This is a genomic window from Acuticoccus sp. MNP-M23 (genome assembly GCF_031195445.1).
Lineage (GTDB): Bacteria > Pseudomonadota > Alphaproteobacteria > Rhizobiales > Amorphaceae > Acuticoccus.
In genome coordinates this window covers 62,607-79,288 of the sequence record NZ_CP133480.1, presented here as the reverse complement: position 1 = coordinate 79,288, position 16,682 = coordinate 62,607, and the positions used below count along the sequence as shown (strand labels likewise).

General features: G+C 65.8%; 17 protein-coding genes. 8 read left to right on the top strand and 9 right to left on the bottom strand.

The genetic code is table 11. The annotated features are described in order from the left end of the window. Positions 1-71 precede the first annotated feature (71 nt). The gene (locus RDV64_RS00360) at positions 72-1,256 is read left to right on the top strand and encodes an acetyl-CoA C-acetyltransferase (protein WP_309197309.1); all 1,185 of its coding nucleotides are present in this window, start codon (positions 72-74) and stop codon (positions 1,254-1,256) included. A 68-nt stretch (positions 1,257-1,324) separates the two neighbouring features. Here RDV64_RS00360 and RDV64_RS00355 read toward each other — a convergent pair whose 3' ends face one another. After that, positions 1,325-2,182, bottom strand: coding sequence for a manganese catalase family protein (locus RDV64_RS00355; RefSeq protein WP_309197308.1), 858 nt, complete (start codon positions 2,180-2,182; stop codon positions 1,325-1,327). Between the two features lie 228 nt (positions 2,183-2,410). Between RDV64_RS00355 and phbB the strand changes: the two genes are divergently transcribed. After that, entirely contained in the window at positions 2,411-3,136 is a 726-nt protein-coding gene (phbB, locus tag RDV64_RS00350) for an acetoacetyl-CoA reductase (protein WP_309197307.1), read from the top strand. Between the two features lie 42 nt (positions 3,137-3,178). Here the strand turns inward: phbB and RDV64_RS00345 are convergent, their stop codons facing one another. The 3 genes from RDV64_RS00345 to gloB all read right to left on the bottom strand — a co-directional run bounded on the left by RDV64_RS00345 (position 3,179) and on the right by gloB (position 5,388). Next, positions 3,179-4,114 carry a calcium/sodium antiporter gene (locus RDV64_RS00345; protein WP_309197306.1) on the bottom strand — a complete coding sequence of 312 codons (936 nt, stop codon included), beginning with the start codon at positions 4,112-4,114 and terminating at the stop codon, positions 3,179-3,181. 78 nt (positions 4,115-4,192) lie between these two features. Further along, positions 4,193-4,636 (bottom strand): cupin domain-containing protein, encoded by a 444-nt coding sequence (locus RDV64_RS00340; RefSeq protein ID WP_309197305.1) that lies wholly within the window; start codon positions 4,634-4,636, stop codon positions 4,193-4,195. Then, positions 4,633-5,388 (bottom strand): hydroxyacylglutathione hydrolase, encoded by a 756-nt coding sequence (gene gloB, locus RDV64_RS00335; protein ID WP_309197304.1) that lies wholly within the window; start codon positions 5,386-5,388, stop codon positions 4,633-4,635. The genes RDV64_RS00340 and gloB overlap by 4 nt, the downstream gene beginning before the upstream one ends. A 111-nt stretch (positions 5,389-5,499) precedes the next feature. Between gloB and RDV64_RS00330 the strand changes: the two genes are divergently transcribed. Continuing rightward, the gene (locus RDV64_RS00330) at positions 5,500-6,243 is read left to right on the top strand and encodes a methyltransferase domain-containing protein (protein ID WP_309197303.1); all 744 of its coding nucleotides are present in this window, start codon (positions 5,500-5,502) and stop codon (positions 6,241-6,243) included. Positions 6,244-6,258: 15 nt separating this feature from the next. Here RDV64_RS00330 and metW read toward each other — a convergent pair whose 3' ends face one another. After that, entirely contained in the window at positions 6,259-6,885 is a 627-nt protein-coding gene (gene metW, locus RDV64_RS00325) for a methionine biosynthesis protein MetW (protein WP_309197302.1), read from the bottom strand. A 7-nt stretch (positions 6,886-6,892) separates the two neighbouring features. Further along, positions 6,893-8,119 carry a homoserine O-acetyltransferase gene (locus tag RDV64_RS00320; RefSeq protein ID WP_309197301.1) on the bottom strand — a complete coding sequence of 409 codons (1,227 nt, stop codon included), beginning with the start codon at positions 8,117-8,119 and terminating at the stop codon, positions 6,893-6,895. 205 nt (positions 8,120-8,324) lie between these two features. Between RDV64_RS00320 and RDV64_RS00315 the strand changes: the two genes are divergently transcribed. From RDV64_RS00315 to RDV64_RS00305, 3 genes are read left to right on the top strand one after another with little or no spacing between them, the layout of a single operon-like run. Next, entirely contained in the window at positions 8,325-9,023 is a 699-nt protein-coding gene (locus RDV64_RS00315) for a chorismate mutase (protein ID WP_309197300.1), read from the top strand. Next, entirely contained in the window at positions 9,020-10,120 is a 1,101-nt protein-coding gene (hisC, locus tag RDV64_RS00310; protein ID WP_309197299.1) for a histidinol-phosphate transaminase, read from the top strand. The genes RDV64_RS00315 and hisC overlap by 4 nt, the downstream gene beginning before the upstream one ends. A gap of 36 nt (positions 10,121-10,156) precedes the next feature. Next, entirely contained in the window at positions 10,157-11,092 is a 936-nt protein-coding gene (locus RDV64_RS00305; protein ID WP_309197298.1) for a prephenate/arogenate dehydrogenase family protein, read from the top strand. A 16-nt stretch (positions 11,093-11,108) separates the two neighbouring features. Here the strand turns inward: RDV64_RS00305 and RDV64_RS00300 are convergent, their stop codons facing one another. The 3 genes from RDV64_RS00300 to RDV64_RS00290 all read right to left on the bottom strand — a co-directional run bounded on the left by RDV64_RS00300 (position 11,109) and on the right by RDV64_RS00290 (position 14,798). Continuing rightward, entirely contained in the window at positions 11,109-12,155 is a 1,047-nt protein-coding gene (locus tag RDV64_RS00300; RefSeq protein ID WP_309197297.1) for a cysteine synthase A, read from the bottom strand. Positions 12,156-12,189: 34 nt separating this feature from the next. Beyond that, positions 12,190-12,828, bottom strand: a complete 639-nt coding sequence (locus tag RDV64_RS00295; protein ID WP_309197296.1) for a VOC family protein — start codon at positions 12,826-12,828, stop codon at positions 12,190-12,192. 86 nt (positions 12,829-12,914) lie between these two features. Continuing rightward, a complete protein-coding gene (locus RDV64_RS00290; protein WP_309197295.1) occupies positions 12,915-14,798 on the bottom strand; it encodes a class I poly(R)-hydroxyalkanoic acid synthase in 1,884 nt (627 codons plus the stop codon). 112 nt (positions 14,799-14,910) lie between these two features. Here RDV64_RS00290 and RDV64_RS00285 point away from each other — a divergent pair, with 112 nt between their 5' ends. Beyond that, positions 14,911-15,429, top strand: a complete 519-nt coding sequence (locus RDV64_RS00285) for a hypothetical protein (RefSeq protein WP_309197294.1) — start codon at positions 14,911-14,913, stop codon at positions 15,427-15,429. Positions 15,430-15,467: 38 nt separating this feature from the next. Next, positions 15,468-16,676 carry an LL-diaminopimelate aminotransferase gene (locus tag RDV64_RS00280; protein WP_309197293.1) on the top strand — a complete coding sequence of 403 codons (1,209 nt, stop codon included), beginning with the start codon at positions 15,468-15,470 and terminating at the stop codon, positions 16,674-16,676. The last annotated feature ends 6 nt before the right edge of the window (positions 16,677-16,682 follow it).

Here is a 16,682-nt window from a genome sequence, read left to right as displayed (position 1 = left end):
AGGCACGTTGGCGGGTCGCGCCAAGCTGCGCACCAGAAGCAAGACCGACGACAAGAGCGAGGAGAATTTCTATGGCGAGTGAGAGTGTGGTGATCGCAGGGGCAGCCCGCACCCCCGTCGGCGCCTTCAACGGCGCATTTGCAACCACTCCGGCGACCGAGCTCGGCGCCACCGCCATCAAAGGCGCGCTGGAGCGTGCCGGTGTCGCGCCGGACGAGGTCAACGAAGTCATCATGGGTCAGGTGCTGACGGCCGCTGCCGGCATGAACCCCGCCCGCCAGGCCTCCATGCAGGCCGGCATTCCGGACAACACCACCGCGTGGGTGCTGAACCAGGTGTGCGGCTCGGGCCTGCGTGCCGTCGCGCTCGGCATGCAGCAGATCCTCACCGGCGACGCGGATATCGTGGTTGCCGGCGGGCAGGAGAACATGACGCTCTCCCCCCACGCCGCCTACCTTCGTGCCGGCCAGAAGATGGGCGACATGAAGATGATCGACACCATGATCAAGGACGGCCTGTGGGACCATTTCAACGGCTACCACATGGGCGTGACGGCCGAGAACGTGGCGCGGGAATGGCAGATCACCCGTGAGCAGCAGGACGAGTTCGCCGTCCGCTCCCAGAACAAGGCCGAAGAGGCCCAGAAGGCCGGCCGCTTCCAGGACGAGATCGTTCCGGTCACGGTGAAGGGCCGCAAGGGCGACACCGTCGTCGACGCCGACGAGTACATCCGCCACGGCGCAACGCTTGAGGGCGTTGCCAAGCTGCGCCCGGCGTTCGACAAGGCCGGCACCGTGACGGCGGGCAACGCGTCGGGCATCAACGACGGCGGAGCGGCGATGGTGCTGATGAGCGAGGCCAATGCGTCAAAGCGCGGCATTACGCCGATGGCGCGCATCGTGTCCTGGGCGACCGCGGGCGTCGACCCCAAGGTGATGGGCTCCGGCCCGATCCCGGCCTCGCGCAAGGCGCTGGAAAAGGCCGGCTGGTCGGTTGGCGATCTCGACCTTGTGGAAGCCAACGAGGCGTTTGCCGCACAGGCCTGCGCGGTCAACAAGGACATGGGCTGGGCTGACGACATCGTGAACGTCAACGGCGGCGCCATTGCCATCGGGCACCCGATCGGCGCATCGGGCAACCGCGTCCTCAACACGCTTCTGTTCGAAATGGCGCGTCGCGGCGCGAACAAGGGCCTTGCCACGCTGTGCATCGGCGGCGGCATGGGCGTTGCGCTCTGCGTCGAGCGCATGGGCTGAGGCCAGCCGCCACTGCCGAAAAGGAGAGAGCCGCGCGCCCCCGGGAGGGCGCGCGGCTTTTTCGTGTCCTACTTCTTCTTTGGTGCGCGCCGCTTGGGCGGGGCCGCCATCTGCTCGGTCTGCGCGCCGGAGTCCGGCGGCGCATCGCCCAGCGACGGGGCTTGGCCCATCGGCTCGGCCGGCGCCACCGAGAACTCGCCGCGGCCATCCAGCGACGGGCCGGACGTCCAGCGCCCTTCCGGGGCGTCCTTGTCGAGCGATGTGTTGAGGAAGACGTAGGAGTGCGCCATCGCCTCGTGGTCTTCCGGCACCGAGTTGGGGATCGGCAGGGCCGCTTCCAGGCCGCCGAGTTCCTCGATCACCGCGAGCCACTGCTGCTGGTGCATCGTGTCGCGGGCGATCAGGAAGGACAGGAGGTCCTTCATCCCGGGATCGTCCGTCATGTTGTAGAGGCGGGCGGCGAGAACGCGGCCGCCGGCCTCCGCCGTCGCGTTGGCCAGCATGTCGGCGCCGATATTGCCGGTGGCGTAGACGTGGCTCATGTCGAACGGGATGCCGTTTGAGTTGACCGGCATTGCGGAAAGACCGGACGACAGGATGTGCCGCGGGTTCATCCCGCCAAGGATTGCATTCACAACCGGGTCCTTGGCCGCGTCGTCCTGCATCGAGGTCGGCGCGCCTTCCAGGTTGAGCGCGACGGCGTGGCCGAGAAACTCGATGTGGGACAGTTCCTCGGTTGCGGTCGCGATCAGCATGTCGCGGTATTTGGCCGGGCCGCGCGCACCCATGGCCTGGAAAAAGTATTGCATCGCCACGCGAATTTCGCCTTCGACGCCACCGATCGCCTGCTGCAACATTTTTGCGAACAGCGGGTTGGGTGTGTCGACTTTTACCTCGTATTGCAGCTTTGAAGAGTGGAAGAACATCGGCGCGCTCCAGGTTCTGGGTTCGCAAACTGAACAATCCGCTTAGGGATAGGTTCCGAAGCTTGCCACCCTTCAAGAGGTAAATCCTATCAACGGCGCGCCCGGCCAGCCGGCGGCCTGTGTGAAAACGCGCGCGCTACGCTGCGCCGCACGATTGACGGCTCCTGCGCAAGTGTCCCAACTGGAAGTGAATTTGCCAGCGAGCAGAAACGATACAGGGAGGATTTGATGGGACGGATCGCACTGGTTACAGGCGGAACCCGCGGGATCGGCGCCGCAATTTCAAAGGCGCTGAAAGAGGGCGGCCACACCGTCGTCGCCAACTATGCGGGCAACGACGAGAAGGCGAACGCCTTCAAGGAAGAGACCGGCATTGCGGTGAAGAAATTCGACGTCGGCGATCCCGCCGTCTGCGAGGCGAAGCTTGCCGAGGTGGAGGCCGAGGTCGGCCCCATCGACATCGTCGTCAACAACGCCGGCATCACCCGCGACGGCGTGTTCCACCGGATGAGTTTCGATCAGTGGAACGCCGTGGTGCAGACCAACCTCTCCTCGCTGTTTGCCGTGACACGGCCGGTGATCAACGGGATGCGCGACCGGGGCTTCGGCCGGGTCATCAACATCTCTTCGATCAACGGACAGAAGGGGCAGATGGGGCAGGTGAACTATTCGGCGGCCAAGGCCGGCGTGATCGGGTTCACCAAGGCGCTGGCGCAGGAGGGGGCGAAGAAGGGCATCACCGTCAATTGTGTCTGCCCCGGCTACATCGACACCGACATGGTGGCGGCGGTGCCCGAGAAGGTGCTGCAGAGCATCATTGGCGGGATTCCGGTGGGGCGCCTTGGCCAGGCCGAGGAGATCGGCAAGCTGTGTGCCTATCTGGCGTCCGACGATGCGGCGTTCATCACCGGCGCAACGATGACGATCAACGGCGGCCAGTACATGGCGGCCTGACAGCGGGGGCGCCGCCGGCATTGCTGCCAGCGGCGCGTCCAGTCAGGCGGATTGGGCCTGAAGACCGATGAAGCCCACGTACAGCGCGAGAAGCGCGGCGCCCTCCCACCGTGTGACCCGGCGCCCGGTCGCGACAACCACCACCAGCATGATGGATATCAGCACCATCATCGGCACATCGAATGTGCGCATGCCGTTCGAGACGGGGATGGGGGAGACCAGCGCCGTGATCCCGCCGATCCCGATGGTGTTGTAGACGTTGGAGCCGAGGACATTGCCGAGCGCGATTTCCGAATGGCGGCGGATGGCGGCCATGATGGAGGTCGCAAGCTCGGGCAGGGACGTGCCGACTGCTACCAGCGTGAGGCCGATGATCTCCTCCGACACGTTGTAAAGCGTTGCGACGGCCACAGCGCCCTTCACCAGATATTCGGCGCCGACGAGGACAAGCACGAGGCCTGCGAGAAGATAGACGATCGAGAGGATAAGGGGGGTGCTGTCTGCCGCGGGCACATCCTCGATCTCGGATGGTTTCCGGCGGTCTGCGCGGATCGTGTAGATGATGTAGGCCACCAGCGCGACCACGAAGATTGCGCCCATCCAGCGCTCGATCAGCCCCGTCCATGCCGCTGCACCAAAGGCGATTGCGGTGATGATGACGATGGAGCCATCGCGGATCACCGCATCGCGCGATGTGATGAACGGGCGCATCAGCGCTGCGGCGCCCAGGATGAGCAGGATGTTGGCGATGTTGGAGCCGACGATGTTGCCCATCGCAATGCCGGGCGAGCCGGCGAGCGCTGCCCGCACGCAGGTCACCAGCTCCGGCGCGGACGTGCCGAAGCCGACAATCACCACGCCCACCACCAGCGGCGAGATGCCGAGCCGCACGGCAATGGCCGACGCGCCGCGCACCAGAAGTTCGCCGCCGATCAGGAGAGCGACGAAGCCCCCGATGATCTGCAAAGCAAGGATCATGAGAAATTACCTGTATTGGCGCCGGGGAGTGCGCTGCGGCCGCGCACGGCGGCCTGGAGGGAGCAGGTTCTGTATAGCCTAGCGCGAGGTAGTGTCACGAGGCGTCGGCCGCCAGTCCGCCGGGGCCATTTCAAAGCCGGCAAACTCGAAGCCCGGTGCCACGGTACAGCCGACCAGGGTGAAGCGGCCAAGGGTTTCGGCGGTTTGCCAATGGCCGGCCGGCACCACCACCTGTGGCTGTTGCCCGGCCATCACGTCGGAGCCGAGGTGGATCGAGGTGGCATCATGCCCGTCCGGCGAAAGCGTGATCACCAGCGGATCGCCGGCATAAAAGTGCCAGACTTCGGCAGCGTCGTTCACCCGGTGCCAGGCCGACAGGTCGCCAGCCTCCAGCAGATAGTAGATGGCGGTGGAATAGCCCCGGTCGCCGTTCGGCGCGTCGCGGAAGGTCTCGGCAAAATAGCCGCCCTCGGGGTGCGGCTTGAGGTTCAGCTTGGCGATCAGGTCTTTGGCGGTGGTCAAAACGTGTCCCGTCCTTCGCGAAGAGTTGCAAAAACGGCCTCGGGAGCGGCACCCTCCATGCCGAGCGCGCGGGCAACGGCAGGGTCGTCGGCCCGCAGGAACGGGTTGGTCGCCTTCTCCACCGCCATGACACTCGGCACGGTGGGCTTGTCTTCGGCGCGGTCTGCTTCGACCGAAGCCAGACGCTCGGCCACGGCGGCATCGTCAGGCAGGACGCTGTGGGCGTATTGCGCGTTCTTCAGGGTGTATTCGTGGCCGCAATAGATGCGCGTCTCGTCGGTGACCACATCGCGCAGCTTGCGCATCGACGCCCACATGGTGGCGGCATCCCCCTCGAACAGGCGCCCGCAACCCATGGCAAAAAGCGTATCGCCGGTGAACGCGATCCCTTCGGCATTCATTACATAGGAGGCGGGTGCGGCTGTGTGGCCGGGCGTTTCGACCGCGAGGATCTCGAACGGGCCGGCGCTAAAGGTCTCGCCGTCCGCCACCGTCTGGTCGAGGCCGTCGATCCGGTGGGCTTCGCCCCTGGGGCCGACCACATGGGCGTTGCCGCGCACGGCAGCCAGCGCCTTCACATGGTCGGCATGGTGGTGGGTGATGAGAATTGTGGTGAGCGTCCATCCGGTTTCGGCGAGCGCCGCCTGGATGGCGTCGGCGTCCGGCGCATCGACGAGCAAAGTTTCGTCGCCGGAGTGGACGAGAACGGCATAGTTGTCCGACAGACAAGGGACGAGACGAACGTCGGTCATCAGAATCTCCAAAATCCTGGCGCTGCGTTAGCATGGGCAATTGGGTACGTCACGCGGCTATGCCACACGAACGCAAGACGTTGGCCCAACATATAAAAAGGACGAAAAGCGATGCACCTCGATGTGGTTCAACTGCGCGATTTCTACTTGACGCCTCTTGGCCGCATCGCCCGCAAGATCATCGCGCATGAAATCCGCGCCACATGGCCAAACGTCTCGGCGGACCGGGTGGTGGGTGTGGGTCATGCCACGCCCTATCTGCGCCCCTTCCTGGGAGAAGCGGAGCGCGTGGTGGCGGTGATGCCGGCCTCCGAAGGGGTGCTGCACTGGCCACCGGAGGGGCCGAACCTGACCTGCCTCGGCTTCGAGGACAACCTGCCCCTCGCTGACAACTCGGTCGACAAGCTGCTCCTCGTTCATGTGCTGGAGGTGACGCGGGATCCGGCCGCCCTCCTGCGCGAGGTGTGGCGCGTTCTGATGCCGACGGGGCGGGTTCTGGTGGTGGTGCCCTATCGCACGGGCGCCTGGGCGCGCGCCGACTACACGCCGTTCGGCCTTGGGCGTCCATTCTCGCGGATGCAGTTGCAACAGCTTCTGGAAGGGGCGTTTCTGGAGCCGGCGGCTTCGCGGCGCTTTCTCTATGTGCCGCCCAGCCGGCGCCGCTTCATTCTGGGCTCGACCCATGCCTGGGAGAAGATCGGCAGCGCCATTTTGCCGCGCTTTGCCGGCGTTCTGTCCATGGAGGCGCAGAAGACCGTGGTCCGCGGTATCCACGCCGGCCACAAGTCCCGCGCGCGGCGTGTGCCCGGGCTCGTGCCCAAGCCCGCCACGCAGGTCACGACATCGGGGCGCTGAAAGGCGACGCGGGCGTCACCGGCGCAGCAGGAACACCGCCTGTTCGCCGAACAGGTTCCAGAACCACCACGGCGCGTTGAACGGAATGCGCTTGCCGCTGGCATTGAGCGCGATGGGCCGTTCCACCGTCACGCCCATCTCGTCGCACAGGACCACAAAGTCCCGAATGGTGCAGAAATGGATGTTGGAGGTGGACCACCACATGTCGGGCAAAAGGCCGGTGGTGGGCATCTCGCCCTGGACGAGGAGCTGCAACCGGACGCCCCAGAACCCAAAATTGGGGAAAGAGACAATGCAGGACCGGCCGATCCGCAGGAGGTTTTCCAGCACCTTGCGCGGGTCGCGCGTGGCCTGAAGCGTCTGGCTGAGGATCACATAATCGAACGCATCGTCAGGGTAGTTGGCAAGGTCGGTGTCAGCGTCGCCCTGGACCACGGAAAGGCCCAGCGCCACAGCGTTGTTGACGTTCTTCTGGTCGATCTCGATGCCGCTCGCCCGCACCCCGTGCGAGCTTTCCAGCAGCGCCATCAGCGCGCCGTCGCCGCAGCCGACATCAAGGATGCGGCTGCCCTTGGCGACGAGTTCGCGGATCACATCGTAGTCGAGGCGGCGTTGCGGGGCGGGGGCGATGGTCTCGGTCATTCGGCTCTCAGTTTGCAGCGACCGGCGGCTCGATGCCCCGCGCCAGCGCCGCGCCGGTGAGGAAGCCGCGCACCGCGCGATGGAATTCGGGCTCTTCCAGCAGGAATGCGTCGTGGCCCTTGTCGCTCTCGATCTCCACGAAGGAAACCTGTGCGCCGGTGGCGTTCAGCGCGTGGACGATGGTCCGGCTTTCGGTGGTGGGAAACAGCCAGTCCGATGTGAAGGAGACGACGCACCACCGCGTGTGCGTGCCGCGGAAGGCATTGGCGACACGGCCGTTGTGCTGACGCGCGAGGTCGAAATAATCCATCGCGCGGGTGAGGTAGAGGTAGGCGTTGGCGTCGAACCGGTCGACGAAGGTCGACCCCTGATAGCGCAGGTAGCTCTCGATCTGGAAGTCGGCGTCAAAACCGAACGTCACGTTCTCGCGGTCCTGCAGCGCGCGGCCGAACTTGCGGTGCAGCGCGGCTTCCGAGACGTAGGTGATGTGGGCGGCCATGCGCGCCACCGACAGGCCCTTGCGCGGCTTCAGGCCCTCTTCCAGGTAGCGGCCGCCGCGCCAGTCGGGATCGGCCATGATCGACTGCCGGCCGACTTCGTGGAAGGCGATGTTCTGCGGCGAATGCCGCGACCCGGTGGCAATGGGGAGAGCCGCAAAGACGCGGTCGCCGAAGCTCGCCCCCCATTCCAGAACCTGCATTCCACCCATGGAGCCGCCGACCACGGCAAACAGCGTGTCGATGCCCAGATGGCGGATGAGGCGTTCCTGCGCGCGCACCATGTCGGCAACCGTCACCACCGGCATGGAAAGGCCGTAGGGCTTGCCGGTTTCGGGGTCGGTGGACGCGGGCCCGGTGGTGCCGGAGCAGCCGCCCAGGACATTGGCGCAGATGACGAAGAAATGATCGGTATCCACCGGCTTGCCGGGGCCAACCAGCGCGTCCCACCAGCCGGCACGGCCGGTGACGGGGTGGCGGTTGGCGGCATGCTGGTCGCCGGTCAGCGCATGACACAGGAGGATCGCGTTGCTGCGCGCGGCATCGAGCGTGCCGTAGGTCTGGTAGGCAATCTGCCACGAGGGCAGCGAGACGCCGGCGTCCAGCGTCAGCGGATCGTTGTCGAACCGGGCCACCAGGCTGGACGGATGGTCCACTTCGGAACGTCGACGCGCCTCCAGATCCGCCTCGGCGGAATCCGGCCGGGCGGCGCTGCCGTCCACGGCGGTCTCAGCCATTCACGACTCCCAACTTACGCGGCACTCTGCTTGTACACAGGTCTTCTTGGACAGGTAACGCCTCTGGCCGGTGCTTCAATCTGCATCCGGGGCTATACCCGCGAACCCTTCGGGTAGGCGAGCCTTGGCGCCCTGGTCAATGTTTTCTTTGCCTCGGGCGCGGTGAGGGGCTATCGCTCGGGCCTTCGCAAGACTGACGGTTCCCATGACGACGCCTGCCTCAAACGACGATTCGCTGAGCCGCCTTGCGGCCCTGCGTTCCCGGCTCGATGCCGTGGACACGGGGCTCCACCGCCTGTTGCGCGAACGGTTCGAGATTGTCGAGGAAATCGGCAAGGCCAAGGGGCCGGACGAAAGCGTGATCCGCCCGGCGCGCGAGGCCGCGGTGATCGAGAACCGCCTTGCCCTTCACAAGGGCGCGTTGCCCACCGAGATGCTGGCCCACTTCTGGCGCACGCTGATCAGCGCGGCCTGCCAGGTGCAACGCGGGTTTGCGATCCATACGGCCGATGCGCTGGATGTCGCGCTGTTTCTCTACGGCCCGGTTTCGGTGCTCAGCCACGCCACCGGCAGCGCAGCGGTTTCCGCGCTCGGCGCCGGCGACGTCGCGGTCGTCCCGCTCGAAGGCGACTGGTGGCGGCCGCTCGCTGCGAGCACCGCTGCGGCGGACAGCGAGACTGCGCCTGCCCATGTGATCGGCCGTTGCCGCACCTCCGCCGGCGGCACCGTTCTCATCGTGGGCGGCAGCAATGTCTCCCCCGGCACCGGTCCCGAAGCCGCGGTGATGCGAGACGGTACGCCGCACATCATTCCGGCCGGTGACATTGGCGCGGACGATACCGTCCTTGGACGCTTTCACCCCTTTCCCATCGAAATTCCCGTCGCGCGAACGAGTGCTTCATGAGCCCACAGCCCCGTCCTTCCGTCCTCAAGATTGCGCCTTATGTGCCGGGCCGCGCCTCAGCGGGCCATGCGGGCAAGGAGCACAAGCTCTCCTCCAACGAGAACCCGCTCGGCCCCAGCCCGGCCGCGCGCGACGCCTTCATCGCCGCAGCCTCCGCGCTGGAGCGCTACCCCGACGGCGGTGCTGCCGCGCTGCGTGAGGCGATTGCGAAGACCTACGGCCTCAACGCTGCCAATATTGTCTGCGGCAACGGCTCCGACGAGATACTGGGCCTGATCGCCAACGCCTACCTGTCGCCGGGGGATGAGGCGGTGTTCACCCAGCACGCCTTCCTGATGTACCGGATCGCGACGCTGGCGGCCGGCGGTACGCCGGTGGTCGTGGACGAGACCGACCTTGCCGCAGACGTCGACAAGATCCTCGATGCCGTCACGCCGCGCACCAAACTCGTCTTTCTCGCCAACCCCAATAACCCGACGGGGAGCTACACCAGCGCCACCGAGGTGCGACGCCTGCGCGACGCACTGCCGGAGGGCGTGCTTCTGGTGATCGACGCCGCCTACGCCGAATACGTGCGCAAGAACGACTACGAAGCCGGGATCGAGCTTGCCGCCACGCGGCAGGACACCATCATGACGCGCACCTTCTCCAAAATTCACGGCCTTGCCGCGCTGCGGATCGGCTGGGCCTACGCCTCGACGGAGATCATCGACACGCTGCACAGGGTGCGCGGGCCGTTCAACGTCAACGCAGCGGCCATTGCGGCCGGCGTTGCCGCCATCGGCGACCGTGCCCACGTGGAGCGCGCGATTGCCCACAACGACCGCTGGCTGCCGGAGCTGACCACGCGGATCGAGGCCATCGGCTTCCGTGTGCCGCCCAGCGTCGGCAACTTCGTGCTGATCGATTTTGCATCGGTCGATGGTGCCGATGCCGCGGCGGCGGACGCCTTCCTTGGTGCGCGCGGCATCATCCTGCGCCGCGTGGCGGGCTACGGCCTGCCGCAGATGCTGCGGATGACAATTGGCGACGACGAGGCCAACGAGGCCACCATCGCCGCTCTCCAGGCCTACAGGGAGAGCCTGTCCGCCAGCTAGGCGGCTTGCCCTCCACCGTTAAAGACAAAGACGACCATGACCGAGCCATTCCGATTCCAGTCCGTCGCGATCGTCGGCATCGGCCTGATCGGGGCCTCCCTCGCGCTGGCGTTGCGCGATTGCGGCTTCGACGGCGCCATCGCCGTTGCCGATCGCAACGCGGACGCCTTGCAGGAGGCCGAAGCGCTGGGGCTCGGCACCACCTATCACGGGGACGCCGCGGCTGCCGTGGCAGACGCCGACATTGTCATCCTCTCGGTGCCGGTGGGCGCCATGGCAGCTGTCGGCACCGCTATCGGCCCGGCGCTGAAGGCTGGCGCCATCGTCACGGACACCGGCTCGGTGAAGGGCGCCGTCATTGACGCGATGGCGGCGACGCTGCCGGCCTCGGCGCGGTTCGTCGCCGGCCACCCCATTGCCGGCTCTGAAAACTCCGGTCCCGGCGCGGGCTTTCCCAGCCTCTTCAACCACCGCTGGTGCATCATCACGCCAACCCCGGAGACCGACCCGGAGGCGACGGAAATCGTCTCCGGCATGTGGCAGGCGTTCGGTGCAAACATCGAAATGATGGAGGTGACGCGGCACGATCTGGTGCTGGCGCTCACCTCGCACCTGCCGCACCTCATCGCCTACAACATCGTGCGCACCGCCAGCGACATGGAAGAGGTGACCGAGGCGGAGGTGATCAAGTTCTCTGCCGGCGGTTTTCGCGACTTTACCCGGCTTGCGGCGTCCGACCCCACCATGTGGCGCGACGTGTTCCTCCACAACCGCGAGGCGGTGCTGGAGGCGCTGGGCCGCTTCTCGGAGGATCTTGCGATGCTCCAGCGGGCGATCCGCTGGGGCGACGGCGAGCAGCTGTTCGACACCTTCACCCGCACCAGAGCCATCCGACGCAGCATCGTCGGAGCAGGGCAGGACACGGCGGCCCCCAACTTCGGCCGCCCGCAGGAGCCTCGCGGCGGCGAGTGACCGCCGTCTCGGCCCTTTACGCCGCAGTCTCGAACGGGACGTCGAAGTCCGGCTGTTCTTCGAGCCACGTCGGCACGGGGAGGCCCTTCTCGCGCATGAAGGCGGGGTTGAAGAGCTTTGAGGCGTAGCGGTGGCCGTAATCGCACAGAATAGTCACGATGGTGTGGCCGGGGCCCATCTCGCGCGCCATGCGGATCGCGCCGGCCACGTTGATGCCGGATGACAGCCCCAGCACCAGCCCCTCTTCGCGCAGGAGCTGGTAGACGATGGGGACGCCTTCCGCATCGGGGATCTGGAACGGCATGTCCACCGGCGCGCCTTCGAGGTTGGCGGTGATCCGGCCCTGTCCGATGCCTTCGGCAATCGAGGAGCCGGAAGAGGCCAGCTCGCCATTGGCGTAATAGTTGTAGAGCGCGGCGCCCATCGGGTCGGCAAGGCCGATCTTGATGTCCTTGTTGCGCTCCTTCAGCGTCATGCCGATGCCGGCGAGCGTGCCGCCGGAGCCGACCGCGCAGACGAAGCCGTCCACCTTGCCGCCGGTTTCATCCCAGATTTCCGGGCCGGTGCCCTCGATGTGGGCCTGCCGGTTGGCGACATTGTCGAACTGGTTGGCCCAGATGGCGCCGTTCGGCAGTTCGTTCGCCAGCTGCTCGGCAAGGCGGCCGGACAGGCGGACGAAATTGTTGGGGTTCTTGTAAGGCGCGGCCGGCACTTCCACGAGCTTTGCACCCGCCAGCCGCAGCGCCTCTTTCTTTTCCTCGCTCTGCGTCTCGGGAATGACGATGACGCTCTTGAAGCCCAGCGCGTTGCCCACCAGCGAAAGGCCGATGCCGGTATTGCCGGCCGTGCCTTCCACAATGGTGCCGCCGGGCTTCAGCGCACCGCGCGCCACGGCATCGCGAATGATGAACAGAGCCGCGCGGTCCTTCACCGACTGGCCGGGGTTCATGAATTCGGCCTTGCCGAGGATTTCGCAGCCGGTTTCCTCCGATGCACGTTTGAGGCGCACCAGGGGCGTGTTTCCGATGAGGTCGATCATTTCGGCGCCGGGGCGGGGGCTCATCTTCAAAATCCTTTGTGTCTTCGCTGCGCCTTCGTCAGGTCAGCTCTTTCAGTCCGGCAGGTGTCTCGATGAGCGCGCGGTACCGGACCTCTTCAGCCTTGATGATCTTGGGCGGGTTCTCAATCAAGAGGTCGCGGTAGAGCGCGGCAATGGTGTCCGGGTCCGGGTGTTCGAGGGTGAACGACCGGAGACGCGCCCTGAGGTCGGGAATATGGGTCATCGAGGGCGGGTCGCCCCGGTAATCGACGAGGGTGGGGGCAGCGCCATCAAGGGGCAGAGAACCGTCGTCCGGAATGGTGATCGCGAAGGTCGGAGCCTTGGCGGGAAGGCGCACTTCGGCACCCAGAACGGACCCGTGGGCGGCAAGCGCCGATGCGATCCGGTTCGACCGCGCCACCCAGCTCCTGAGGCGGCGGCCCTTGTTCCAGTCGGCACGGACGTTGTCCTCGTTGTCGAGGCCGAACCAGCGCCGCCGGCCGGGTGGTGCCGCCTTCGGGTCGAGTGCAACAATCTCCAGGTAGGCCGAGCTGCCCAACTGAAGCCGGAGGTTGTGGGTGGCCATGTCGGCTTGGTGCGACTCGAACGGCACGTCGATGTCGAGGCATTTGCGGACATGCGTGACCCCCTCGCCAAGAGATGGCGCAATGACGATGAGATGGTCGAGCTTGGCCATTGGCGGGCAACTCCATGTCAGCCGACATTTGCGGGTGTCTGGCGAGGTGCGGCAGAACGAGGCGCGTTATCGGTGCGCCCCGACGCTCAGTAGCGCTTCTTGACGTAGCTGCCGGGGGCGTCCTCCAGCGGGGTGAAATGGCCGCCGCCAGGCGTGCGGGCAGGCACCCGCTCGCCGCTTCTGTGGGCCGTCAGCCATTCGTCCCACAACGGCCACCAGGAGCCGGGGGTTTCCTTTGCGGTGGCCACCCAGTGCTCCAGCCCCTGTCCGCTCTCGCCGCCGGTCCACACCTGGTACTTGTTGCGGGCCGGCGGGTTGACGATCCCGGCAATGTGGCCGGACCCCGTCAGCACGAAATCGGCCGTTCCGCCGAACATCGCGTTGCCGCGGAAAACGGATTGCGCCGGCGCAATGTGGTCTTCCTTGGTGGCGACGTTGAAGATGGGGACCGTGATGTCGCCCGGCGAGAGGGTAAGACCGTCGACCGTCAGCTCGCCCTTGGCGAACAGGTTTTCAAGGTAGAAGTTGCGCAGGTAGAAGGCGTGGTTGGCCGCCGGCATCCGCGTGGAATCGGAATTCCAGTACAAGAGGTCGAACGGGAACGGTTCCTTGCCGCGGATGTAGTTGTTGATGACGTAGGGCCAGATCAGATCGTTGGCGCGCAGCATGTTGAACGCCGAGGCCATCGCCGCACCATCGAGATAACCCTTGGCACGCATCTTCTTTTCCAGCGTCTCCAGCTGGTCCTTGTCGACAAATACTTTCAAGTCGCCGGCATGGGTGAAGTCCACCTGCGCGGTGAGGAAGGTTGCCGAGTTGGCCCGCTTGTCGCCGTTGCGCGCCATGTAGGCGAGCGACATGGCAAGGAGGGTGCCGCCGACGCAGTAGCCGACAACGTCCATCTTTTCCGCATCTGCCGCCAGCAGCGCGGTTTCCAGCGCAAACAGGATGCCTTCACGCATGTAGTGGGTGAAGTCCTTGTCGGCGTGGTGCTCGTTCGGGTTCACCCAGGAGCAGACGAAGACGGTGTGCCCCTGACCGACCAGCCACTTGATCAGCGATTTTTCCTCGTTGAGGTCGAGGATGTAGAATTTGTTGATCCAGGGCGGGACGATGAGGATCGGCTCCTTTGCCACATCCTCGGTGGCCGCATCGTACTGGATCACCTGGCACACGTCGTTCTGGGCAATCACCTTGCCCGGTGTCAGCGCCATGTTGACGCCGACGGCAAACTTGTCCGGATCGCTCTGGCGCAGGCGCAGCTCGCCGTGGCCCCGTGCCACATCCTCGGCCAGCATCTGCATGCCCTTGGCAAGGTTCTCGCCCGACTGGGTGGCCGTCTCGCGCAAAAGCTCGGGGTTGGTGAGGATGAAGTTGGACGGGGACAGCGCGGCCGACAGCTGCCGCACGTAGAATTCGGCCTTCTGGCGGGTGTGCGGGTCGAGGTCATCGGTTTCCGAGACCAGCTTTTCGGCCCAGCGGGTGGTGATGAGGTAGCCCTGCTTCAAAAAGTCGAAGAATTGCACGCCCGACCAGTCGGGGTCCTTGAAGCGCTTGTCCGCGGGGTCCGGTTCCGCCACCGGGGCCGTGGGCTCACCCGACATGCGCTGAAGGGAATGAGCGTAAAGGCTCATCCACTCGGTGGCGAGGCGGGTCTGCGCCTCGAACGCTCGGCGCGGATCGGCAAGCCAGTAGTGGCCGACGCGCGACAGGGTGCGCGTCCACTCGGTCAGCTCGTCCGTATAGTCCGACTTCACCTCGCCGTCCTGCATCGGCTTGACGTAGGCGGTCAGCGCGGAGTTGGCGTGGCTCAGCATCTTCGCGATATTTTCGGCGAAGGCTTCCGGGTTTTCGACGATGTAATTGAGAATAGGGTCGCGCGGTGTGCCCGGCTGGTCACGTTCGCTATCGTTCCGCGTCCGCCCGTCGCCCGTCTTAAGGGGCTGTTCTTTCTTTTGCGATTGGCTCATGGGACGAGATCCGTGTGTCGGTTTGGTGCATGATAGGCGCACGAGTTCGTGAGGCCGACTATTAAGTTAGGGCGGGTTTGACAGGGTGTCGTTGATAAGAACAGCCCAATGCGTGACTATCGTGCTGCTCAGCGCGAATGTTGGCGGCTGCGTGCAGGATCCGGGCGCGCCGCTGATCCCGCTGCCGGAGCGGCCGGCCACCGTGCTGCCAAACCAGGCCGCTGCCCGCAATGCCGACGGTTTCCCCAACATTCTGGCCGATCCCGCAACCGTGCCGGGCCTTCCGCGCCCTGCCGCAGCCGTTGCTGCCGACGAGGCCGCGCTGGCGGGCAGGGGCGCGCGCACCGCAGCAGCTGCACGCTCCATCAGCACCACAAGTTCGGCCGCCGCAATTGCCGCGCGCGGACGCAACCATGTTGCCGAAGCACGGGCGCAGATTGCCGCATCCGGCCGTCCGCAAACGGGAAATCCGGCGCCGGCGGCCTTGCCCGCCACCGCGGCACCGGCGACGGCACCCACAACCGCGGCACCGGCTGAAAACCCTGGCGTCCCCATCGACCCCGAAGCGCCGTTGCCCCGTCCTGTCGGCGTTACACCCTTTACCGGCGAAAGTGTTGCGCCGGCACAGTAGAAGCGACTACATCCTGCGTATCCCGGAGTGTTCGTGCCATGCAGAATTTTCACAAGATCAGGCGCTTGCCGCCGTACGTGTTCGAAGAGGTCAATCGCCTCAAGGCCGGCGCCCGGGCCAAGGGTGCGGACATCATCGACCTTGGCATGGGCAACCCCGACCTGCCCACGCCCCAGGCGATTGTCGACAAGCTGGTCGAGACCGTCAGCAACCCGCGCACCAACCGCTATTCAGCCTCCAAGGGCATTCCGGGGCTGCGCCGTGCGCAGGCGGCCTACTACGGCCGCCGCTTCGGCGTGAAGCTCGACCCGGACACCGAGGTCGTCGCGACGCTCGGCTCCAAGGAAGGCTTTGCCAACATGGCGCAGGCGATCACCGCGCCTGGCGACGTGGTGCTGACGCCCAACCCGTCCTACCCGATCCACGCGTTCGGCTTTTTGATGGCCGGCGGCTCGATCCGCTCGATGCCGGCCGAACCCGGTCCTGAGCTGTTCCACGCGCTGGAGCGGGCGGTGGTCCACTCGGTGCCCAAGCCCATTGCCATGGTGCTGTGCTACCCGTCCAACCCCGGTGCGCACACGGCCGAACTCAGCTTCTTCAAGGACGTTGTGGCGTTCGCGAAAAAGCACGAGATCTTCGTCCTGTCGGACCTTGCCTACTCGGAAATCTATTTCGAGGGCGATCCGCCCCCCTCCATCCTCCAGGTCGAGGGTGCCAAGGACGTGGCGGTCGAATTCACCTCCATGTCGAAGACCTTTTCCATGCCCGGCTGGCGGATGGGCTTTTGCGTCGGCAACGCACAGCTTTGCGCAGCGCTCGCCCGCGTGAAGAGTTATCTGGACTATGGCGCCTTCACGCCGATCCAGGTGGCCGCGGCCGCGGCCCTCAACGGCGGCGACGAGCCGATTGTCGAGATTCGCGAGACCTACAAGAAGCGCCGCGATGCGCTGGTGGATTCCTTCTCGCGCGCCGGGTGGAAGATCCCGTCGCCCAAAGCCTCCATGTTTGCCTGGGCGCCGATCCCGGCCGGGCTCGAACACCTCGGCAGCCTCGAATTCTCCAAGCAGCTACTGGAGGAGGCGCACGTTGCCGTCGCCCCCGGCATCGGCTTCGGCGAAAACGGCGATACGCACGTGCGCATCGCGCTGGTGGAGAACGAGCAGCGGATCCGCCAGGCGGCACGCAGCGTGAAGCGGTTCATCGACCGTCACCACAACGTGGTGCCGCTGAGCAGTGCGGCCCGCTGACACCCG